Below are 20,810 nucleotides of genomic sequence, written 5' to 3' on the forward strand. Positions count from 1 at the left end.
TCTTATTTACTATAATTAATCATCCACTTTACTCCGAATTTATCTTCAAAACTTCCATAATAATCCCCCCAAAACTGGTCTTCTATAGGCATTTCTATAGCGCCTCCTTCCGAGAGTTCATAAAAAATCCTGTCAGCTTCCTCTTTGCTCTCAGGGTGAAGTGATATATAGAGGTTATTCCCTTTTTTGAGTTTATGACCCATTGAAGGCAATATATCAGAAGCCATTAGGATAACATCTTTTGAGATCGGCAGTGAAATATGCATAATTCTGTTTCTCTCCTTTTCGGAAAGCTTATCACTTTCCGGGGCATCACTCATTTTCAAAACCGCACTGAATTCTCCTCCAAAAACCTCTTTATAAAAATTAAAGGCCTCTTGAGCATTCCCATCAAAATTAAGATATGCTTGTACTTTCATAATATTTAATTTTTAGCTGATAACATATTTAGTTGTTTTATGATCCTTCAGTCAAAATCATAATCAAATATATAACGAATACTAGGGAGTTAGCAGGTGCATATACGACATACTAAAAGGTGGAATGCGTCAAAAACAGCGGTTTATATTTTGTATCGAAAAACCAATAGTTTGGTATCATGGAAAACCAATGTTTCTACAATCAAGTGGTTCTAATTAGGATAAACTTTTGGTATCTCGGTTTATTAGGTGCGGAAAAATCTCGTTAACTTCATTTACAAAGCATTGCGGGATATCTTTAATGTAGGCCGTAATACTCACGATTATTTTTTTGAGCAAAACTATACCCAGGGGAGCATTATAAATATGTACTGTAGCTGTACTGTAGCCTTACTTAACTTAAAAAAACTTCTCTGAATTCCTTGAGGTCTAAACATTTAAGTCAACATGAAGTGACAAATTTCAATTAAAGAGGTTCAATGCTATCTATGACTATTCCTATAAAACAATCGTCAGCACAATTATCCTCAACATAACCGCAAGTTGAAATTATTCCGTTATTCTCGGTTTCGAAATATATTGTGGCATTCTCTCTTTCAATAAGCCATTCCTGTTGAGCCTTTTCGTAGATTTCGTCAATTGTTATTGGTTCACCTCCATTTTCGTGAGAACCAATCTCAGTTTCCGATTCGGTCCATTGAAGCTCACTTTCTGAAATATCTTCTGGTAAACCTTCAGTAGAAGTATATTCAAAATCTCTTTGTTTAATAACACCATTTTCTACGGTTATGGTAGTCTCCCAGCTAAAACCAACCCATGAGCTGTTCACAGAGGTATATTTGTAAGAATTATTAGAAGATTCTTTAAAATCCAACCAATCTTTTTTGTATCCGTCCCACCAAGTACATGTTGACCTGAAGCCTGTGTTCCTCTAGCTTTGTTCAAAAATAATAAAGATGAGCAGACAGGAAGAAATGTTTCAGCTGGTAGAGCAATACCGCCTAAGTAGATTATCAGCAAAGCGCTTTGCACGTGAGAATAACATCAGTGCAAGCACTATGGGTTACTGGATCCGGAAAAAGCGATCCTTGGAGAAAAGATCGGGATTTGTTGAAATATCTGGCCCTACGTCGGGTCCAGTGGAGGTAGAATTAAATTTTCCCAACGGAGTCCAACTCAGGATGAATGGCGGAGATCCTGCCCTTATTGCCAAACTGGTGCAGATGCATGTTTAGCCTTGGCTCCTCCAATAGATACCACCTGTACCGAAAGCCTTGTGACATGAGGAAGAGTTTTTCCGGCCTGAGCGGACTGGTCCGAAATGAGCTCAACCGTGAGCCTACCAGCGGTGATGTGTTCGTTTTTCTGAACCGAAATCGCACCCATATAAAGCTGCTGCACTGGGAGCGGGGCGGGTTTGTTTTATACTATAAAAGACTGGAGAAAGGAACCTTCACTCCACCGGTTCTCAGGGATGATCAAACCAGCTTTAGTTGGCCACAACTGGTACTGATGATAGAGGGTATTACAGTGAAGAAAAGCGTTCAGAAACTTCGTTATTCGCACTGAAAAAATATTAACTTTTCCAGTAATAATGCGGCTTAAGGCTAGGTGTAACTTGTGATTTTCCGTATATTTATCCTATGGGAAATGACCTGGAAAATCTATCCAAAGATGAGCTTTTAGCACTCCTTCAGAAGCAGGAAAAATTCTTGCAGAAGGGAGCCAAAAAGCTGGCAAAGGCAGAAAAGGTTCTTTCCCAGAAGGAGCAAAAGATCTCTGATCTGGAATTTCAACTAGCCCATTACAAGCGTCTGGCATACGGCCAGAAAAGGGAGCGCTTCGAAGGGGATAAGGATCAGATGAGCCTTCCTTTTGAAATGGATCCTGAAACTGCCCAGAAGCAGGAGGAAGAAGCAAAGGAAAAGCTTACCTACGAGCGTCGCAAGAGAAAATCTGCACACAAAGGACGAGTGGCCTTGCCGGATCACCTGCCAGTAGAAGAGATCAAAATATATCCTGAGGGAGATCTAAGTGGAATGGTCTGTATCGGAGAAGAGGTTACGGAAGAGCTCGAATACGAGCCCGCCAAGTATTACATCAAACGCTATATCCGTTACAAATATGCTCCCAAAAATAAAGAAGGAGTGTTAATCGGGGAACTTCCAAACAGGGTGATCGAAAAAGGAATCCCTGGAGCTGGTCTTCTGGCCTCCATCCTGGTCGATAAATACATGGACCACCTCCCGCTGTACCGCCAGCTTCAAAGGTTTAAAAGAGCAGATATCCCCGTAGCCTCTTCCACTTTGGAAGGTTGGACAAGGCAGAGTCTAAAGATCCTCGACATCCTCTACCAGCACTTGCTGGAGGATACCAAGTCTCAAGGATACCTTCAGGCGGACGAGTCACCGATCAAGGTCATCGACAAGAATAAGAAAGGCACCAACCATCAGGGCTACTACTGGGTGTACCATAATCCTATAGATAAAACCGTGCTCTTTGATTACCAAAGCGGGCGTAGCCGTCAGGCTGCCGATCATGTATTGGCTGATTTTAAAGGATACCTGCAAACCGACGGCTACGGAGCCTATGATAAGATCGGTAAACGTAATGGGGTTACCCACCTGAATTGCTGGGCCCATGCCCGAAGAGAATTTGACAAAGCAAAGGATAATGATAAACAGCGGGCGGAAAAAGCGCTAATCTTTATTCAGCAGCTGTATGCTATCGAGGCCCAGGCCAGAGAGGACAAACTAGATCCTGATCAGCGAAAGGAGCTACGTCTTGAAAAGGCATTGCCGATATTAAACGAGCTGGGCAAATGGATGTTCCAGCAGATGAGGAATCACCAGCTGCTTCCAAAGAGTCCTATCGGAAAAGCCTTTAGATACACCATGGATCGGTGGGACCAGTTAAATGCTTATCTATATGACGGAGTCCTGGAAATCGATAACAATTTAATCGAGAATGCCATCCGTCCTTTGGCCCTTGGAAGGAAAAATTACCTCTTTGCCGGGAGCCATAGCGCAGCACAACGTGGAGCCATCATGTATTCTTTCTTTGCTATCTGCAAAAAGCACGAAGTCAATCCATATGAATGGCTCAAGTACACCCTGGAGAATATCATGTCCATAAACCACAGGAATATCCGGAACCTTTATCCGCAGAATTACAAGAAACTCCAGCAAAATTAAATCCGGATTAACCAGGAGGATCTTAGAACAATTATTTTATTTTACAAGACGTAGTTCGTGGGGTGGATACTCTTTTTTACTGGTTTCGAACTTATTCTGATAGGCTAAATCATCTGAATCGCAAGAATAGAACATGGCTCCAATTAATACTAATGCAATAAAATAGATTTTGGATTTCATAACTTTTTAATGAGTTGATATTTCAGTTTCTAATTGGCCTTGGTGGTCTTCCGGGTTTGCCCTTTCATGGCTCTGTTTATTAGATACACTACCAATCATTTGGTTGCGTGAAAACTATAACTTTTTATTACTCAATGCAACAATGTTATAGTTTTGAGTACATATGGTGCACCCTTCTCCCTTTTAAACATTGAACATGAAGACCCCAGGTTTCCGACAACTTAGCTCTTTTAAATTAATCTGAACCCATAATAATAGTAACCCACGCATATATAAGTGCATGCTTGTCTTTTTCTTTTAAGATAGCACCGTAAGAGAATATGATAAGTAGGTTTGTTTTCATTAGCCTTCATTCCTTTAGGTAACCGGTATAACTAAACCGAAAAAAGTAAAATCACAAAAACCCAAGCTAACGGAAAAATTTGAAAAAGAATAACCGAATAGGTCACATTTTGTTTGATATCAAACAAAAAAAAATGATCCCCAGTATCTGTTAAATACTAAAAATCATTTGTTTAAGTGTTTTTTGATGTAGTTTGAAAATCAAAATGTCGGGGTGGCAGGATAATTTATTTTCCAATAAACGTCCTAACCACAATACTTTCACTGTTAATTATTTTGATGTTTCACCGAATGATTCACCAAACTTCATAAAACAAAGAGAGTTCATACTATTTGATCGTCTTTGTGATGTAAAGATATGATTTTCTACAAAATACACTCTCCTCCATATTATTCTTTCTTAACGTCATCTCCCTTTTTTAGTAAATGCAAATGGATAAGATTTAGAAGTTAGCCGGACTGCATAAACCGGGCTTCATACTTTGCCCTTTTATAAGTCCTTTTCTAATTCTAAATCTTAAATATGGTGGCATGAAAAAAGGTAGTAGCGAAGGCTCTGAGAGAAGTAAATTAAATTCAATAATTGAAAGGTTTTCTGTTTTCAAAAATTGTAACTGATTAAAAAAAGGAAAGTGCTCAGGATAAAAAAAGTAAATTTTAATATGAACCGTAAGACCAGGGATTTACGTAAACCATTTAAAAATAATGGTTCATACAGGGGATTCGCATCGGCCTTTCCAGTAAATTATTAACTTCAAAAAATCAACAAAGCAAGATGTGTCATTGTCATGACAATCTTGCTTTGCGCCCGGAGGTTGCAAAGAATTATTTGTATCTTTAAAATCGCTGTAAACTTTTAATTAGTTTAATCCACAAAGGGTCACCCCCAAGTGGAATAAAAGAGGGGAAATGCAGGTAAAAGCGTTATTTCCCCTTTTTCATTCTTTACATACCTCCACCAAACGGCTTTAAAATCTGCTACCGTTCTAAAGCTATTTTAATAAGGAATATTTAAAAAAAGGGTAAAACTTCATGATACTGATCCTATTCCTATTAAAATTAGTGTTTTAAAAAAAAGTTCTATTTTTGGGATAATATTTATTATTAATTTGCTTTATAGAAATAATAAATTATTTGCTCTAATCTAAACACTTAAAAATGAAAAACTTAACCACACTTACTTTAACTGTATGTGGGCTCCTTCTACTTTCAGCTTGTTCTTCCGAAGAGGAAAATGCCACTGAAGATAATTTGAATGCTATTGCATTTACAGCAGATGCTCACGTTAGAACTTCTTCACTACCCCAGAGCATTCTGGAATTTATTACCAACAACTATCCTGGCCTGACTATTATAGAAGCTGAAGTTGAGGATAATAATAATTTTGAAATTACCTTAAGTGACAATACTGAGTTAATATTTGATTCGCAAGGTAATTTTTTAGGTGAAGACCGAGATGAAGAAGATGATTTTGGAGATGAAGATTTGGAGGTATCCGAATTACCCGAGAACATACTGGATTTCATAGACGAGCACTTTCCAGGGGTTGGCATTGACGAGGCTGAAAGGGAAAGTAATGGGCATTATGAAATAGAATTGGACAATGGCATCGAATTAATTTTTGATGTCAATGGAAATTTTCTTGGAATCGCTCATGACGAGAATGAAGATGATGATGACCAGGATGACACGGATATCCATCCAGATAATTTACCTCAGGCAATTAAAGATTATATCAGTGCGAACTATCCTGAAGAGACCATTATTGAAGCAGAAATAGAAGATGATGGATCTTATGAAGTAACATTAGACAACGGTATAGAGCTTGAATTCGATGAGGATGGAAATTTCGTTAGCGCAGAAGATGGAAATGGAGAAGATGATGATGATCAAGGCGAAGATGAAAATGATTAACTTAAAAATCTATATAAATGAAACTTACTAAAAAAATTCTTCTCATATTTTCCCTCGTAACAATAATAGTTGGATGTAGTAGTGATGATGATAATTCAAGCAATGCTACTATCAGGGTAAATGGTCAGGCTTTGTTTGAAGATGTTGGCGATTTCAATGGTGATATTGATGGTGATTTCACAGGAAATGGTGGGAGTGTAACCAGAACATTTCAATGGAGAAATGCTTTAAATACAGCAGATTATAATGCCGATATTACGGCTACTTCGCAGGGAACATTTAGAATGATAGTAAAAGATGCCAACGGAACTATGGTTCTGGATAAATCACTGGATGGTGGTTCTGAGCCTGATAGCTTTTCAGGAACAACTTCTACAGGTGTCCCTGGAATTTGGTCCGTTACCATTACTTTAGAATCCTTCAATGGTGATGGTAGCTTTTCGCTTAGTGAAGGTGACTAGATAATTTTTGGTGATCATACAATACTAAATTATTCAACGTATTCTCAGATTAAAAGCACTGACAATCTATTATTGTTCAGTGCTTTTAATTTATTGTTCATCAATACCGGCTGATGGTGCATTCTTTTTTACTAACCTATTTATATTTTCCTGCATTACTCGTATGTGGCTAGTCCCTATTACGTGCCACTTTTTGCTTTTAGCGAAATATCCCTGCCGATTCTTTTAATTTCAATTTTTCCCATAATATATTATTACTAATACTCCACTTTATTTTTAAGAGAGAAAAGTATTTTGCACCCATTTCATAGATTAGTTCAGATACTGGTTTAACACTTAAATATCTCTTTTTCATTGCGACCATCGGGAGCAATCAAGATTGTGTCCACAGGCACACATCTTGCAATTAGTTCACTTTAAATATATTAAGCTAATCTTAAATTGCTAAGACTAATTGGAAAAACGGCAATCGTTCCAATAAGAAAGAACTTAATTGCCACTTCAAACAATCCTATGTCTAGAACAAAAAAAGTGGTTCCTTATTTAATCCTTATAATTGGAATATTAATGGCTTTTATAGGATTTGGATTATTCATATACCTTCACCTAAGGCAAACATCAATTCATTAATTTTTTTTTTAAACATTCCATATCATTGGATATTTTAGAATCAATCACCCTGGCATAGATCTGGGTAGTGGATAATTTGGAATGTCCTAATAGCTTGGAAACAGTTTCAATAGGCACTCCATTAGATAAAGTTACCGTGGTGGCAAAAGTATGCCTGGCAGAATGAAAGGTTATGGTCTTTTTTATTTTCAATTGCAGCATAATCTCCTTTAAATATTTATTGATCTTTTGATTAGAACATACTGGAAACAAATAATCATCGGAAGTAATTTGATTCCTGTATTTATTTAATAAAAGTTCTGCCTGAGGGAGTAATGGTACCTTCACAGCTTCATCTGTTTTCTCTCGTTTGGTATAGATCCAATTACTGCCGTCAATTCCCTTTACGAGCCGATGAATGGTTAGCTCTTTAATATCTACGTAGGAAAGACCCGTATAGCATGAGAAAACAAAAATATCTTTAACTTTTTGCAAACTACTTCTGGTAAACTCGGTAGTCTCTAATATTTGAAGCTCACGCTTAGTTAGATACTGCCGTTCATTCTTTTCAAAGCGGAATTTAAATTTGTCAAAAGGATTTTTCATCAGCCATTCCAGTTTAATGGCCAGATTGAGCATTTTTTTTAAACGTTCCAAATGCTTCATAGTACCATTATTGCCACAAGTCTTTCTGGAGACCCTTGCAGAATACTTGCGTAAGAACTGTTCAAAGTCGGTTACAAACCGGTAATTAATCTGTCTGAGGTTAATATCATTGCAGCTCATTTGCTTATTTAAAAACTCTTTTAAATAGGTTTCAGTTGTATAATAGTTTTTAAGAGTTCCGGGCTTCAACACATTTTTCATGTGAGAATTATGATAATCCATAAGCTCCAATAAGGTTTTCTGCTGATCATCCTTCCCATAGAAACGAGCTTTGATACTCTGAGCGGAGATTACTTTATTCTCAGAAGACAACTGTTTATGACAGTCTAATAATTTATTGTAAACCTGGTCCAGATACTGGTTTAAAATGCGGGATTTTGGAGAAGTTCCTCTCGCGCGTCCTTTTGAGGCGTCCCATTGATTCACCGGAATAGATCTTTTTAAACTGATTTCGGAACGTTTTCCATCAACAGTAATCCGGGCGTAGATAAATAATTTCTTAGTCTCATCATGATGTTTTCGGACAAAGAATAATACGGAAAAGGTAGTGTAATTAGGCATTTCAAGCGTCTTTAATGAAACAATCAGTTCGCAAAGACGAAAGTCAAATCAACTAAAGTGCCTTAGGAAGTTACGGATTTATCTGTAATAATTGATTCACCGAATGATTCACCAGACTTATGTATTTAAATGATATTATCTGATATCATTAAAAACAAAAAACACTGAAAATCAATAGATTAACAGTGTTTTGTATCCACTTATTAGGTGGTTCGTCGGGGTGGCAGGATTCGAACCTGCGGCCTCCTGCTCCCAAAGCAGGCGCGATAACCGGGCTACGCTACACCCCGAATTTTTCTGATAAGATTATCGCTAAATTTTAAAGCAACAATCCTTGATAAAATCAGAAATAAAATCTTTTAAATGAACTTCTATCTTTAAGCGGCTGCAAATATAATAATTCCATTGGGATTGCAACAAGAACTTTAGATTTTTTATATCTTAGTTAATTCAATTTGCAGGTAGACCGCAAATTGTCTAATCACCAAAACTATTGATATGAAACGAGTATTATTATCTCTAAGTATGATTCTTGCCCTTTCGGCTTGTGGTGAGAATCAGAAATCTTCGGAAAAGGCTAGTACCACTGAACCTGAGGAACAAGAAATCACAACCAGGGAAGGCCTGGAGGAACAACCTGCAGCCGATACCCTTGAAACAGATTACCAGCACGAAGTAGTTGTCTCCGGACTGGATATTCCTTGGAGCTTTACCTTCTTACCGGATCAAAGTATGCTTATTACTGAAAAGAGCGGAGCGCTTTACCATTATAAGGATGGCAATAAGCAATCTATCTCAGGAGTTCCTGCTGTTTATGACCACGGGCAGGGTGGATTGCTGGAGGTGGCCCTTCACCCGGATTACAAAACAAAAGGCTGGATTTACCTTACTTTTGCTTCAGAAGAAGGAGAAGGCGAAGGCGGAAATACCAAATTGGTAAGGGCAAAACTCAATAATAATCAACTTACAGATATAGAAGACCTGTATAAGGCGGAACCCAACACCACAAAAGGTCAACATTTTGGTTCCAGAATCGTTTTTGATGAGGCCGGACATTTATATTTCACTATAGGTGATCGTGGAAATCGCGATGAAAACCCCCAGGATATCACTCGTGATGGTGGAAAAGTATATCGTTTAAACCTTGATGGCAGTATACCCGAGGATAACCCCTTTGTAGGAGAGGAGAATGCAAAAGAAGCGATCTTCTCCTATGGTCACCGAAATGCACAGGGAATGATCTATCATCCTGAAACCGGGGAAGTATGGCTTCACGAGCATGGCCCACAGGGCGGGGATGAGATCAACATTGTAAAAAAAGGTTTGAATTATGGTTGGCCAACGGTAACCTATGGAATTAATTATGACGATTCCATCATTACTGAGCAAACCGGTGGACCAGATTTTGAGGCCCCTATCTTTTACTGGCTTCCTTCAATAGCGCCTAGCGGATTTGTCTATGTAACCTCCGATAAATATCCAGAATTAAAAGGAGATCTTTTAGTAGGCTCTTTAAAGTTTCAGTACCTCGAACATCTTGAGCTCGATGGAACGGAAGTAGGTGAAAGAACAAGGCTTTTAAATGGAGTAGGAAGACTACGTGATGTGCGTGAGGGCCCAGACGGTTTTCTCTATGCTGCCGTTGAAGGTACTGGAATTGTAAAGATTTTACCCAAAGAAGACGCTTCCAATTAATTAAATGAAACAATTGCTTTTTAGCTGGGCACTGCTCCTATTGGTTAATTCCTGCAAATCCGATAAAAATGAGGATCAGGAAAAAGATAAGCTTGAAAAAGTACCTCAAGAGCAGCACCAGGAAAAAACAGCTTTGGAGAAAAGTATCAAACGCGGACAAGCCGTCTATGCCGATTTGTGTGTAACCTGTCATCTTCCTGGCGGTCAAGGGGTTCCTGGTACTTATCCGCCCCTCAATGGCTCAAACTGGCTTAGCGAAAAACGCCATGAAAGCATTGCTGCAGTAAAATACGGCTTATCCGGGGAAATCATCGTCAATGGGAAAACCTATGATAATATGATGACTCCCATGGGCTTAAGTAATCAGGAAATCGCAGATGTGATGAATTATGTAATGAATTCCTGGGAAAATAAACTTGGCCCGATGGTCACCGAGGAAGAAGTTCAACATATAGAGAAGAATTAACTTAAATACACTATTATAGAATTTCAGGGTTTGGGGCAAATAATTAAATTTGTCCCAAACTATTTTAAATGTTAATCATTGGAATCGCCGGCGGCACCGGAAGTGGGAAAACTACCGTGGTAAACCAGATCATAGAGGAATTAAAAAATGAGGAAGTTGATGTAATTTCCCAGGATCATTACTACCAGGATCTTAGCCACTTGAGTATGGAAAAAAGAGTGAAGACCAATTTTGACCATCCCCAATCCATAGATTTTGAGTTACTCGTACAGCATCTTCAGGAACTAAAAGCAGGCAAAACCATCCATCAGCCTGTATATTCTTTTAAGGAACATAATCGCACCAGTGAAACGGTAAAGACAGAACCGCGAAAAGTTGTTATCGTGGAAGGGATCCTGATTTTAACCAATCCTGAGATCAGGAAAATGTTCGACATTAAGATCTATGTGCATGCCGACAGTGATGAACGCCTTATACGAAGGCTGAAAAGGGACATCAATGAGCGTGGCAGGGACCTGGAAGAGGTGTTATGGCGATACCAGACTACCCTTAAGCCTATGCACCAGCAATTTATTGAACCCACCAAAGAATTTGCCGATATTATCATTCCGACCAACCGATATAATACCGTTGCTGTTGATATTGTCCAGACTATTATCAAGGACCGCTTGAGCTAATTTTGTATCTTTATCCGGTATGAAACTTAAAGAGCTGCGAAAAAAAACCTGGTTTAAATTTCTGAGCAATAAGTATGTGCTTTTGAGCCTTATCTTTGCGGGATGGATGATCTTTTTGGATAGTAATTCCTGGTTTATCCATAATGAGCTCAATCAGGAGCTTGAAGAGCTGGAGGATAATAAAAATTATTACCGCAACGAGATCGCCAAAGATAAAGCCGTGATCAAGCAGCTTCAGGATTCTCTGGAACTCGAGAAATTCGCACGCCAAAAATACTTTATGAAACGTGCCGATGAAGATATCTATATCATCGAATACGACACGATAGACTAAGGTATCCGCAACCAAAAATCTTTACAATGGAAAAAGCATTATTTCAGGAATTTGAAGCGGTTTCTGCAAAGCAATGGAAACAAAAGATTCAATTTGACTTAAAAGGTGCAGATTATAACGAAAAACTCATTTTTAAATCCCGGGATGGAATAGCGATAAAGCCCTTTTATACCGCTGAGGACATAGGGGAAGCGGTGCACCTTGAATCCCCTGCCCAATGGAATATCTGTGAAAAAATTTATGTTTCTTCTGCTCTGGAAGCCAACAAAAAAGCTAAAGCCGCATTAGAAAAAGGCGCTGAAAGTATCTGGTTTGAATTACCATCTCAGGAGATTTCCGTAGAAACTTTATTGGACCAAATCGATCTGGAATCTGTGCTTCTTTATATAAAAACCGAATTTTTATCTGAGGAGTTTTTCAATCGTTTGCGAGGGTTTCTAAAGGATAAAGCATCCCAGGTCTACCTGCAAACAGATATAATTGGCAAGCTGGCCCGCACAGGAAATTGGTTCTTTAATCTAAAGGAAGATCACAGGGTTTTCGATCGAATTCATTCTAAATCCGAAGGTATTTCTTCTGTGGTTAGCATCAATACCGACCTATACCAAAATGCCGGAGCCAATATTCCGCAACAACTGGCTTACGCCTTGGCTCATGTCAATGAATATCTGAACCATATGGGCGAGACCGCTCTATCCTCTAGTATTAAGAGCAAATTCCTTCCGCAATTCTTAGTAGCTAGCGGAGGGGATTATTTCTTTGAAATTGCAAAAATCAGAGCCCTGCGCTGGTTATATTCCACTTTAGCCAGGGAGTATGATCTCCCTGGGGATTGTCACATCCTGGCGCAACCTACAAAACGAAATAAGACCTTATACGATTACAATGTGAATCTTTTGCGGACTACTACGGAATGTATGAGCGCCGTACTCGGTGGAGCCGATTCTGTATCCAATTCCCCTTATGATGCCATTTATCACAAAAACAATGATTTCGGAGCGCGTATGGCCAGAAATCAATTATTAATCCTTAAACATGAAGCCTACCTGGATAAAGTGAGCAATGCTGCTGAAGGCACATATTATATTGAAACCCTAACCCGGCAATTCGCAGAAAAAGCCCTGGAAATCTTTAAGGAGATCGAGAAAGGAGGCGGTTTTCTAAAGCAATTAAAAACAGGGGTTATCCAAAAGAAGATCAAAGAAAGTGCTGGAAAAGAGCAGCAGCAATTTGATAAAGGAGAATTGGTTCTAATCGGGACGAATAAGTTTGAAAATATCCAGGATAAAATGAAAGATGAACTGGAATTATTCCCTTTTTTGAAGAAAAACAAACGCAAAACCCTCCTTGAACCTATTTTAGAACGCCGATTGAGTGAAAAATCGGAGCAGGAAAGATTAGCGAAGGAATCAGCAGAGAATTAAAATCCAACGGAAATGTCAAGAAAAGCGCTTCAACATATTAAGCTAACAAGGCCCGACAAGAAGAAGAAAAAAGAAAGCAAGCCTTATCAAACTCCGGAAGGCATTCCTTTGCAATCTACCTATTCTGAAAAAGATCTTGAAAAGGCTCAGCACCTCCATTTTGCAGCCGGGATTCCACCATACCTTCGGGGTCCTTATAGTACGATGTATGTCTCCCGGCCCTGGACCATTAGGCAATATGCCGGTTTTTCCACGGCCCAGGAGAGTAATGCCTTTTACCGCAGAAACCTGGCCGCCGGGCAAAAAGGCCTATCGGTAGCCTTTGATCTTCCCACCCACCGCGGGTATGACAGTGACCATGAAAGGGTGATCGGCGATGTGGGAAAAGCTGGAGTTGCTATAGATTCGGTAGAGGATATGAAGATTCTCTTTGATCAAATCCCACTGGATAAGATGTCGGTTTCCATGACCATGAATGGCGCCGTTTTACCGATAATGGCTTTTTATATCGTTGCTGCCGAAGAACAGGGTGTAAAGGCCGTTAAGCTTTCCGGGACCATACAAAATGATATTTTAAAGGAGTTCATGGTGCGCAACACCTATATCTACCCCCCTGCTCCTTCGATGAAGATCATTTCTGATATCTTTGAATACACCTCCAGGCATATGCCCCGATTTAACAGCATTAGCATCTCCGGATACCATATGCAGGAAGCCGGGGCAACCAATGATATCGAACTGGCTTATACCCTGGCTGACGGTCTTGAATACATCAGGGAGGGATTAAAGGCCGGCATGAAAATAGACAGCTTTGCCCCGCGACTTTCGTTTTTCTGGGCCGTTGGGATGAACCATTTTATGGAAATCGCAAAAATGCGGGCAGGAAGGATGCTCTGGGCAAAATTGGTCAAGCAATTCAAGCCTGAGAATCCCAAATCCCTCTCCCTTAGAACCCATAGTCAAACCAGTGGTTGGAGCTTAACTGAACAGGACCCCTTTAATAATGTCGCACGTACCTGTATTGAAGCAGCGGCTGCTGCCTTTGGAGGCACCCAAAGCTTACATACCAATGCCCTGGACGAAGCCATTGCGCTGCCTACAGATTTTTCTGCCAGAATAGCAAGAAACACCCAGTTACACCTCCAGGAGGAGACCGGGATAACCAAGACCGTGGATCCATGGGCGGGCAGCTACTATGTGGAAAAACTTACCCAGGAGATCGCTGAAAAAGCCTGGAAACTCATTGAGGAAGTCGAGGAACTCGGCGGGATGACCAAAGCTATTGAAGCAGGGATTCCTAAAATGAGAATCGAGGAAGCTGCTGCCAGAAAACAGGCCCGGATAGACAGTGGAACGGACATCATTGTGGGGGTTAATAAATACCGGCAGGAAAAAGAAGATGAGCTGGTCACCCTGGAGGTGGATAACCAAACGGTAAGAAAACAACAAATTGAAAGGCTAAAAAAAATCAGGGCTGAACGCGATGACCAGGAAGTTAAGGCATCCCTTGCGGCACTTACCAAAGCAGCAAAAGAAGAAAACGAAAATTTATTAGCCTTAGCCGTAGAGGCGGCCAGGAAAAGAGCTAGCCTGGGAGAAATAAGTGATGCCCTGGAAGCGGTCTACGGTCGTTACAAAGCAAAAATTCAATCCTTTAGTGGGGTATATTCCAAAGAAATGAAAGACGATGCTTCCTTTAAAAAGGCCAGGAAAATGGCTGATCAATTCGCCGAGCAGGATGGTCGGCGTCCCCGTATTATGATCGCAAAAATGGGCCAGGATGGCCATGACCGCGGTGCAAAAGTTGTAGCCACTGGCTATGCCGACCTCGGTTTCGATGTCGATATAGGTCCGCTTTTCCAAACTCCCCAGGAAGCGGCGAAACAGGCTGTAGAAAACGATGTTCACATCCTGGGAATTTCTTCTCAGGCAGCAGGACATAAAACCCTTGTACCCCAGGTAATCGAAGAACTCAAGAATCTCGGACGTGATGATATAATGGTGATCGTGGGTGGTGTAATCCCTTCCCAGGACTATAAATTCCTATTTGACGCCGGGGCCGTGGCGGTTTTTGGCCCAGGAACCAAAATAAGTGAGGCGGCCATAAAATTGCTGGAGATCCTCATCGAACCATAGGGTATAACCCATTAGAAATTCCGATCTTAGAAAAGAAAAACTTAAATGATGAATTATACACAAAAAATGCTTCGAGATGATGCCCTGAAAGGCAAAATCATCGTCGTTACAGGAGGTGGCAGTGGCCTGGGAAAAGCCATGACCAGGTATTTTATGGAACTGGGGGCAAAAGTGGCCATCACTTCCCGAAACCTGGAAAAACTTCAGAATACCGCCAGGGAACTTGAAGAAGAAACCGGAGGTAAGTGTATGGCGGTGCAATGCGATGTAAGACATTATGAAGAGGTGGAGGCCATGCGTGATACCGTAATAAAAGAATTTGGCCCCGTGGATATTTTATTAAATAATGCCGCCGGAAATTTTATTTCACCTACCGAGCGCCTTAGCGCCAATGCCTTCGATACCATTATCGATATCGTATTAAAGGGAAGTAAAAATTGCACCCTGGCCTTCGGGAAATACTGGATAGACAAAGGGCAAAAAGATAAAACCATTCTCAATATCGTGACCACTTATGCCTGGACAGGTTCAGCCTATGTAGTTCCCAGTGCCACGGCAAAAGCAGGTGTTTTAGCGATGACGCGTTCCCTTGCCGTTGAATGGGCGAAATACGGAATAAGATCTAATGCCATTGCGCCAGGCCCCTTCCCTACCAAGGGAGCTTGGGACCGATTACTACCGGGGGATCTCAAAGAGAAGTTCGACCTTTCAAAGAAGGTTCCCTTAAAAAGGCTTGGGGAACACCAGGAACTGGCTAACCTTGCCGCCTATCTGGTCTCAGATTTCTCCGCTTATGTCAATGGCGAGGTCATAACCATAGATGGGGGCGAATGGTTAAAAGGTGCAGGACAATTCAACCTCCTGGAAGCCATTCCCGAGGAACTCTGGGATCAGCTCGAAGCGATGATCAAAGCCAAGAAAGGAAGCTAATCTTTATATCAAAGTTTTTACACTTCTTAAAAACCGGAGGAAAAACCTTCGGTTTTTTATTTATACAACCCTTAACATTTTTGTTGATTTTGCACCAAGCAAAGCGGTAAATAGTCTTGAACCACTAGTCTTTATCAGATGTACAAGCTGTTAACAAAATGATTTCATAAACCTATAATAAATTGTATTTTTACCTTTTAAAAATTGAACGTAATTAATGGGTAAAATCATTGCTATTGCCAATCAAAAAGGCGGCGTGGGAAAAACCACAACTTCGGTGAACCTGGCGGCCTCACTTGGAGTACTTGAAAAGAAAGTTTTACTGATTGACGCTGATCCCCAGGCCAATGCGACCTCGGGTCTCGGTATTGATGTAGAAGAAGTTGAATTAGGCACCTACCAGTTGCTGGAACATTCCATTTCTCCTGAAAAGGCAATCATGGAAACCAATTCTCCAAACCTGGATATTATTCCTGCTCATATAGACCTGGTAGCGATAGAAATTGAACTGGTGGACCAGGAAAACAGGGAGTCTATGCTAAAAAAAGCAATCACTCCTTTAAAGGAAAAATATGATTATATCCTGATCGATTGTGCCCCGTCACTTGGATTACTTACCCTTAACGCGTTAACCGCTGCAGATTCGGTAGTCATCCCGATCCAATGTGAATATTTTGCGCTGGAAGGCCTAGGCAAGCTGCTGAACACAATTAAAAGCGTTCAAAAAATTCACAATAAAAAACTGGATATTGAAGGCCTGTTACTGACCATGTATGATTCGAGGCTGAGATTATCCAACCAGGTGGTAGAAGAGGTTCAGAAGCATTTTGGGGAAATGGTTTTCGATACAATCATTCAACGGAATGTCCGTTTAAGTGAAGCCCCCAGTTATGGAGAAAGTATCATAAACTACGATGCGGGAAGTAAAGGAGCCAGCAATTATTTAAGCCTGGCACATGAAATTATAAAGAAAAACTCATAGAAGATGGCGAAGGCTACCAAGAAACAAGCTTTAGGAAGAGGACTCTCAGCTTTACTGAAGGATCCGCAAAATGATATACAATCTGCAGAAGATAAGAATGCTGATAAGTTGGTGGGACACATCGTGGAACTTGAGCTGGAGGCCATAGAAGTCAATCCATTTCAACCGCGAACCAGTTTTAATGAAGATGCCCTAAAGGAGCTCGCCTCCTCAATCAACGAATTAGGCGTCATCCAGCCCATCACGGTTAGAAAACTGGATTTCAATAAGTATCAACTTGTTTCCGGGGAACGCCGATTTAGAGCTTCCAAAATAGTTGGGTTAAAGACCATTCCGGCTTATATCAGAATAGCAAACGATCAGGAATCCCTGGAAATGGCATTGGTCGAAAATATCCAGCGCCAGGACCTGGATCCTATCGAGATATCCCTGTCCTATCAGCGACTTATCGATGAGATCAATCTCACCCAGGAACAACTTAGTGAGCGAGTGGGGAAAAACCGCTCTACAATTGCCAATTACCTCCGCCTGCTTAAACTCGACCCCATTATTCAAACTGGAATGCGGGACGGATTCCTAAGCATGGGACATGGGCGTGCCCTTATCAATGTGGAGGATCCCCAGCAGCAATTGAATATTTATGAAAAGATTCTTCAAAAATCACTATCGGTAAGAGAGACCGAACAACTGGTACGAGAAATTAACTCCGGTAAAACTGGAAAAAAAACCACAAAAACTACGACCAGCGTTCCCAAGACCTACAAAAAAGGCATTAAGGAATTTTCGGAATATCTCGGAACCAAAGTTGATGTGAAATTAACCAAAAAGGGAAGCGGTAAATTGAGTATTCCCTTCAAATCGGAAGAGGATTTTAATAGAATTAAAAAACTGATCCAGGGTGAAGGGTAGACTTCTTTTTACAGCAGTGATGCTGATTTTTTTTTCCAATCCAGGATTTTCCCAGGATAGCCTGACCGTGGATACCCCCACTGATGTAATAGTCGAGGAAGAAGAAAAAGAACAGGACTACAAACCTTATGATGCGCTTGCTCCGTCCCGCGCTGCGTTTTATTCCGCCATTTTACCTGGACTGGGTCAAGCCTACAATGGCCGATACTGGAAAATCCCTATTGCCTACGCCGGCCTGGGAATCGGGGTCTATTTTTACATCAACAACAATAACGAATTTAATCGATACCGCGATGCTTATAAGGACAGGCTTGCAGGGAGAGTGGATGAATTTCAGGGCCGGATAAGCGATGACGGGCTCATTAGAGCTCAACGTTTTTACCGTCGAAATAAAGAGATTTCGATTCTGGTCATTGCAGGGATTTACGCCCTGAATATCATTGATGCTAACGTTGATGCGCACTTGCAACAATTTAATGTTAGCGAAGATCTCAGCCTTCGGCCTGATATGAATTTTGATGAATTTTCCGGGAAAACCCGATACGGACTTTCCTTAAATTATAATTTTTGATTATGAAGATAGCACTTTTAGGATATGGAAAAATGGGCAAAACCATTGAAGAAATTGCCTTGGAACGAGGCCATAAGATCACATTAAAAGTAGATGAAGATATAGATAGTTACGATCTCACTCACCTGGATGCCGATGTAGCCATAGATTTTAGCATTCCCCAGGCGGCTTTTAAAAATATCACCACCTGTTTCGAACTGGGAATCCCGGTTGTATGTGGAACTACGGGCTGGTTAGACCATTACGATAAGGCTATTGAAGTCTGTGAAAAACACAATTCGGCCTTTTTATATGCCTCAAATTTCAGCATAGGGGTTAATTTGTTTTTCGAACTCAATGAGAAATTGGCTCAGATGATGAAAAACTTAAAGGAATATGCGATTTCTGTAGAAGAAATACACCATGTACAAAAACTTGATTCCCCAAGTGGAACAGCCATTAGCCTGGCTCAGCAAATCATAACCAATAATCCTAATAAGATCGCATGGCAACTGGACCACGCTGAGAATGATGAAATTCCGATCTACGCCAAGCGAGAAGCCGAAGTTCCCGGGACCCATACTGTTTCTTACGATTCTGAAATTGATTCCATTGAAATAAAACACACCGCCCATTCCAGGCAGGGTTTTGCACAAGGAGCGGTCATTGCTGCAGAATGGTTAAAAGGTAAAGAAGGCATTTATAGAATGCAGGACGTGCTGGCTGAAATTTTAAAATAATGTAACAAGTTGAGCCTGGCAGGCTCTAATAAAGCAAAACATTTCATTATGACATTTACGCAATGGTTTTTATTTTTCCTGCTTATCCAGGTTATTCATTTTTTAGGAACCTGGAAATTATATAAGAAAGCAGGAAGAAAACCCTGGGAAGCTGCAATCCCTGTATACAATGCAGTGATTTTAATGAAAATTATCAATCGGCCCTGGTGGTGGGTTATTCTGCTTTTTATTCCTATTGTTAACCTGATCATGTTTCCGGTGATCTGGGTGGAAACCATAAGAAGTTTTGGACGTCATAGCAGAACGGAAACATTCCTGGTGATCCTTAGCCTAGGATTTTATATTTACTATATCAATTATGCAACGGATGTAAATTATATTGAAGACCGCAGTCTTAAACCCAGAACAGCAACGGGAGAATGGGTCAGTTCTATCCTGTTTGCGGTTATTGCGGCAACTATAGTGCATGCGTATATTATGCAACCCTTTACCATCCCTACTTCTTCCCTTGAAAAAACCTTGTTGGTTGGTGATTTTCTTTTTGTAAGTAAATTCCACTATGGGGCGCGCATTCCCCAAACCGCCATAGCATTTCCAATGGTTCACGATACAATTCCGATCCTGGGAACAAAATCCTATCTCAATAAACCTCAGATTCCCTACACCAGGTTACCCGGCTTTGAAGAGATAGAGCGAAATGATATTGTGGTCTTTAACTGGCCGGTGGACACGGTAAAGCAATTCTTTGACCGTTCCGGTGAACGCTATGATAAACCTATCGATAAAAAATCAAACTATGTTAAGCGGGCCGTTGGCCTTCCCGGGGATTCTCTGCACATTGAAAACGGGACGCTTTATGTAAATAATAAGGTCCTGGAACTACCAGGGCGAGCCCGGACGCAGTTTTCTTATTCCGGAAAAACCAAGGGCCAGGGTTTTGATCGCAGGTTCTTATATGAAGAATATGATATTACCGACGGTTTTTACTACAATCCTAATAATAATGAATTTTACTTTAGGGCACTTACAGAGCATACTTTTAAGCGCCTTCAAAATCACCCGAATGTAGCCTTTATTCAACGCTATATCGATACCACAACAACAGGTTCAAAACGAATTTTTCCCAATACCGGGAATATGGGGTGGAACAATGATAATTTTGGGCCGATCTATATTCCCAAAAAAGGTGATAAGGTGGAATTAACCGCGAAGACCGTACCTTTTTACCGGCGGATCATTCAGACTTACGAAGGTTTAGAAATGGGACAGCCCAAGGAGGTAAGCCTTAACGGCACACAGGTTTTAATCAATGGGCAACCCGTCGATTCATATACCTTCAAACAGGATTATTACTGGATGATGGGAGACAATCGCCATAATAGTGAAGATAGTCGTACCTGGGGCTATGTTCCGGAAAACCATGTAGTGGGCAAACCGGTATTTATCTGGATGAGCTGGGATGCCAATGCGAACGGAATCATGAATAAAATACGTTGGGATCGGGTTTTCACTACGGTCAAGGGAGAAGGAACACCGGTTTCTTATCTCCCCTATTTCCTGATTCTGCTGGTTATTATTTTCGCTTTTAATTACTTTAAAAAACGAAGAGAAAATTCTTAAG

At 40.5% G+C, this 20,810-nt stretch carries 21 protein-coding genes and 1 tRNA gene; 17 read left to right on the forward strand and 5 right to left on the reverse strand.

Features of this window, described 5'->3' with window-relative positions:
* Positions 1 to 2: 2 nt before the first annotated feature.
* Both ACW6NC_RS11140 and ACW6NC_RS11145 read right to left on the reverse strand, forming a co-directional pair.
* Positions 3 to 419, reverse strand: coding sequence for a VOC family protein (locus ACW6NC_RS11140; RefSeq protein WP_457866073.1), 417 nt, complete (start codon positions 417 to 419; stop codon positions 3 to 5).
* Between the two features lie 466 nt (positions 420 to 885).
* The gene (locus ACW6NC_RS11145) at positions 886 to 1,293 is read right to left on the reverse strand and encodes a hypothetical protein (RefSeq protein ID WP_457866075.1); all 408 of its coding nucleotides are present in this window, start codon (positions 1,291 to 1,293) and stop codon (positions 886 to 888) included.
* An 82-nt stretch (positions 1,294 to 1,375) separates the two neighbouring features.
* On the opposite strand from ACW6NC_RS11145, the gene tnpA reads away from it, so the two are divergent.
* The 3 genes from tnpA (at position 1,376) to tnpC (ending at position 3,613) form a co-directional block, all read left to right on the forward strand.
* Positions 1,376 to 1,654, forward strand: coding sequence for an IS66 family insertion sequence element accessory protein TnpA (gene tnpA / locus ACW6NC_RS11150; protein ID WP_457866076.1), 279 nt, complete (start codon positions 1,376 to 1,378; stop codon positions 1,652 to 1,654).
* Complete coding sequence (tnpB, locus tag ACW6NC_RS11155; protein WP_457866078.1) at positions 1,647 to 1,988, forward strand: IS66 family insertion sequence element accessory protein TnpB; 342 nt, start codon at positions 1,647 to 1,649, stop codon at positions 1,986 to 1,988. The genes tnpA and tnpB overlap by 8 nt, the downstream gene beginning before the upstream one ends.
* A gap of 74 nt (positions 1,989 to 2,062) precedes the next feature.
* Positions 2,063 to 3,613, forward strand: coding sequence for an IS66 family transposase (gene tnpC / locus ACW6NC_RS11160; protein ID WP_457866079.1), 1,551 nt, complete (start codon positions 2,063 to 2,065; stop codon positions 3,611 to 3,613).
* Positions 3,614 to 3,649: 36 nt separating this feature from the next.
* Here the strand turns inward: tnpC and ACW6NC_RS11165 are convergent, their stop codons facing one another.
* On the reverse strand, positions 3,650 to 3,793 hold the full coding sequence (locus tag ACW6NC_RS11165) for a hypothetical protein (RefSeq protein ID WP_457866081.1): 144 nt from the start codon (positions 3,791 to 3,793) through the stop codon (positions 3,650 to 3,652).
* 1,500 nt (positions 3,794 to 5,293) lie between these two features.
* Here ACW6NC_RS11165 and ACW6NC_RS11170 point away from each other — a divergent pair.
* Together ACW6NC_RS11170 and ACW6NC_RS11175 are read left to right on the forward strand one after the other, a co-directional pair.
* The gene (locus ACW6NC_RS11170) at positions 5,294 to 6,049 is read left to right on the forward strand and encodes a PepSY-like domain-containing protein (protein ID WP_083645115.1); all 756 of its coding nucleotides are present in this window, start codon (positions 5,294 to 5,296) and stop codon (positions 6,047 to 6,049) included.
* A gap of 17 nt (positions 6,050 to 6,066) precedes the next feature.
* Complete coding sequence (locus ACW6NC_RS11175) at positions 6,067 to 6,510, forward strand: hypothetical protein (RefSeq protein WP_083645114.1); 444 nt, start codon at positions 6,067 to 6,069, stop codon at positions 6,508 to 6,510.
* A 618-nt stretch (positions 6,511 to 7,128) separates the two neighbouring features.
* On the opposite strand, the gene ACW6NC_RS11180 is transcribed toward ACW6NC_RS11175, so the two are convergent.
* Complete coding sequence (locus ACW6NC_RS11180; protein WP_083645113.1) at positions 7,129 to 8,346, reverse strand: site-specific integrase; 1,218 nt, start codon at positions 8,344 to 8,346, stop codon at positions 7,129 to 7,131.
* Positions 8,347 to 8,561: 215 nt separating this feature from the next.
* Positions 8,562 to 8,636 (reverse strand) — tRNA-Pro (locus ACW6NC_RS11185).
* Positions 8,637 to 8,844: 208 nt separating this feature from the next.
* Here ACW6NC_RS11185 and ACW6NC_RS11190 point away from each other — a divergent pair.
* From ACW6NC_RS11190 to lepB, 12 genes are all read left to right on the forward strand, one after another.
* On the forward strand, positions 8,845 to 10,041 hold the full coding sequence (locus ACW6NC_RS11190; protein WP_457866085.1) for a PQQ-dependent sugar dehydrogenase: 1,197 nt from the start codon (positions 8,845 to 8,847) through the stop codon (positions 10,039 to 10,041).
* A gap of 4 nt (positions 10,042 to 10,045) precedes the next feature.
* Complete coding sequence (locus ACW6NC_RS11195) at positions 10,046 to 10,507, forward strand: c-type cytochrome (RefSeq protein WP_457866086.1); 462 nt, start codon at positions 10,046 to 10,048, stop codon at positions 10,505 to 10,507.
* Positions 10,508 to 10,575: 68 nt separating this feature from the next.
* On the forward strand, positions 10,576 to 11,184 hold the full coding sequence (gene udk, locus ACW6NC_RS11200) for a uridine kinase (RefSeq protein ID WP_457866088.1): 609 nt from the start codon (positions 10,576 to 10,578) through the stop codon (positions 11,182 to 11,184).
* 19 nt (positions 11,185 to 11,203) lie between these two features.
* A complete protein-coding gene (locus ACW6NC_RS11205) occupies positions 11,204 to 11,518 on the forward strand; it encodes an FtsB family cell division protein (protein WP_457866089.1) in 315 nt (104 codons plus the stop codon).
* A gap of 26 nt (positions 11,519 to 11,544) precedes the next feature.
* Positions 11,545 to 12,942 carry a methylmalonyl-CoA mutase subunit beta gene (locus tag ACW6NC_RS11210; RefSeq protein ID WP_457866091.1) on the forward strand — a complete coding sequence of 466 codons (1,398 nt, stop codon included), beginning with the start codon at positions 11,545 to 11,547 and terminating at the stop codon, positions 12,940 to 12,942.
* A 12-nt stretch (positions 12,943 to 12,954) separates the two neighbouring features.
* Complete coding sequence (scpA, locus tag ACW6NC_RS11215) at positions 12,955 to 15,078, forward strand: methylmalonyl-CoA mutase (protein ID WP_457866092.1); 2,124 nt, start codon at positions 12,955 to 12,957, stop codon at positions 15,076 to 15,078.
* A gap of 48 nt (positions 15,079 to 15,126) precedes the next feature.
* On the forward strand, positions 15,127 to 16,008 hold the full coding sequence (locus tag ACW6NC_RS11220; protein WP_457866227.1) for an SDR family oxidoreductase: 882 nt from the start codon (positions 15,127 to 15,129) through the stop codon (positions 16,006 to 16,008).
* A gap of 217 nt (positions 16,009 to 16,225) precedes the next feature.
* Entirely contained in the window at positions 16,226 to 16,990 is a 765-nt protein-coding gene (locus tag ACW6NC_RS11225) for a ParA family protein (RefSeq protein WP_457866094.1), read from the forward strand.
* Between the two features lie 3 nt (positions 16,991 to 16,993).
* Positions 16,994 to 17,899, forward strand: a complete 906-nt coding sequence (locus ACW6NC_RS11230) for a ParB/RepB/Spo0J family partition protein (RefSeq protein ID WP_457866096.1) — start codon at positions 16,994 to 16,996, stop codon at positions 17,897 to 17,899.
* Entirely contained in the window at positions 17,889 to 18,470 is a 582-nt protein-coding gene (locus ACW6NC_RS11235; RefSeq protein ID WP_457866098.1) for a DUF5683 domain-containing protein, read from the forward strand. The genes ACW6NC_RS11230 and ACW6NC_RS11235 overlap by 11 nt, the downstream gene beginning before the upstream one ends.
* A gap of 2 nt (positions 18,471 to 18,472) precedes the next feature.
* Entirely contained in the window at positions 18,473 to 19,189 is a 717-nt protein-coding gene (gene dapB, locus ACW6NC_RS11240) for a 4-hydroxy-tetrahydrodipicolinate reductase (RefSeq protein WP_457866100.1), read from the forward strand.
* A 48-nt stretch (positions 19,190 to 19,237) separates the two neighbouring features.
* The gene (gene lepB / locus ACW6NC_RS11245; RefSeq protein ID WP_457866102.1) at positions 19,238 to 20,809 is read left to right on the forward strand and encodes a signal peptidase I; all 1,572 of its coding nucleotides are present in this window, start codon (positions 19,238 to 19,240) and stop codon (positions 20,807 to 20,809) included.
* The last annotated feature ends 1 nt before the right edge of the window (position 20,810 follow it).

The organism is Salegentibacter profundi, from assembly GCF_054121475.1.

Bases quoted from the DNA above. Each gene is read 5' to 3' on its own strand.
- tnpA (WP_457866076.1), top strand. From the start codon at position 1,376: ATGAGCAGACAGGAAGAAATGTTTCAGCTGGTAGAGCAATACCGCCTA.
- ACW6NC_RS11210 (WP_457866091.1), top strand. From the start codon at position 11,545: ATGGAAAAAGCATTATTTCAGGAATTTGAAGCGGTTTCTGCAAAGCAA.
- ACW6NC_RS11225 (WP_457866094.1), top strand. From the start codon at position 16,226: ATGGGTAAAATCATTGCTATTGCCAATCAAAAAGGCGGCGTGGGAAAA.
- ACW6NC_RS11140 (WP_457866073.1), bottom strand. From the start codon at position 419: ATGAAAGTACAAGCATATCTTAATTTTGATGGGAATGCTCAAGAGGCC.
- ACW6NC_RS11220 (WP_457866227.1), top strand. From the start codon at position 15,127: ATGAATTATACACAAAAAATGCTTCGAGATGATGCCCTGAAAGGCAAA.
- udk (WP_457866088.1), top strand. From the start codon at position 10,576: ATGTTAATCATTGGAATCGCCGGCGGCACCGGAAGTGGGAAAACTACC.
- ACW6NC_RS11165 (WP_457866081.1), bottom strand. From the start codon at position 3,793: ATGAAATCCAAAATCTATTTTATTGCATTAGTATTAATTGGAGCCATG.
- ACW6NC_RS11175 (WP_083645114.1), top strand. From the start codon at position 6,067: ATGAAACTTACTAAAAAAATTCTTCTCATATTTTCCCTCGTAACAATA.
- lepB (WP_457866102.1), top strand. From the start codon at position 19,238: ATGACATTTACGCAATGGTTTTTATTTTTCCTGCTTATCCAGGTTATT.
- tnpC (WP_457866079.1), top strand. From the start codon at position 2,063: ATGGGAAATGACCTGGAAAATCTATCCAAAGATGAGCTTTTAGCACTC.
- scpA (WP_457866092.1), top strand. From the start codon at position 12,955: ATGTCAAGAAAAGCGCTTCAACATATTAAGCTAACAAGGCCCGACAAG.
- tnpB (WP_457866078.1), top strand. From the start codon at position 1,647: ATGTTTAGCCTTGGCTCCTCCAATAGATACCACCTGTACCGAAAGCCT.
- ACW6NC_RS11195 (WP_457866086.1), top strand. From the start codon at position 10,046: ATGAAACAATTGCTTTTTAGCTGGGCACTGCTCCTATTGGTTAATTCC.
- dapB (WP_457866100.1), top strand. From the start codon at position 18,473: ATGAAGATAGCACTTTTAGGATATGGAAAAATGGGCAAAACCATTGAA.
- ACW6NC_RS11180 (WP_083645113.1), bottom strand. From the start codon at position 8,346: ATGCCTAATTACACTACCTTTTCCGTATTATTCTTTGTCCGAAAACAT.
- ACW6NC_RS11205 (WP_457866089.1), top strand. From the start codon at position 11,204: ATGAAACTTAAAGAGCTGCGAAAAAAAACCTGGTTTAAATTTCTGAGC.
- ACW6NC_RS11190 (WP_457866085.1), top strand. From the start codon at position 8,845: ATGAAACGAGTATTATTATCTCTAAGTATGATTCTTGCCCTTTCGGCT.
- ACW6NC_RS11230 (WP_457866096.1), top strand. From the start codon at position 16,994: ATGGCGAAGGCTACCAAGAAACAAGCTTTAGGAAGAGGACTCTCAGCT.
- ACW6NC_RS11170 (WP_083645115.1), top strand. From the start codon at position 5,294: ATGAAAAACTTAACCACACTTACTTTAACTGTATGTGGGCTCCTTCTA.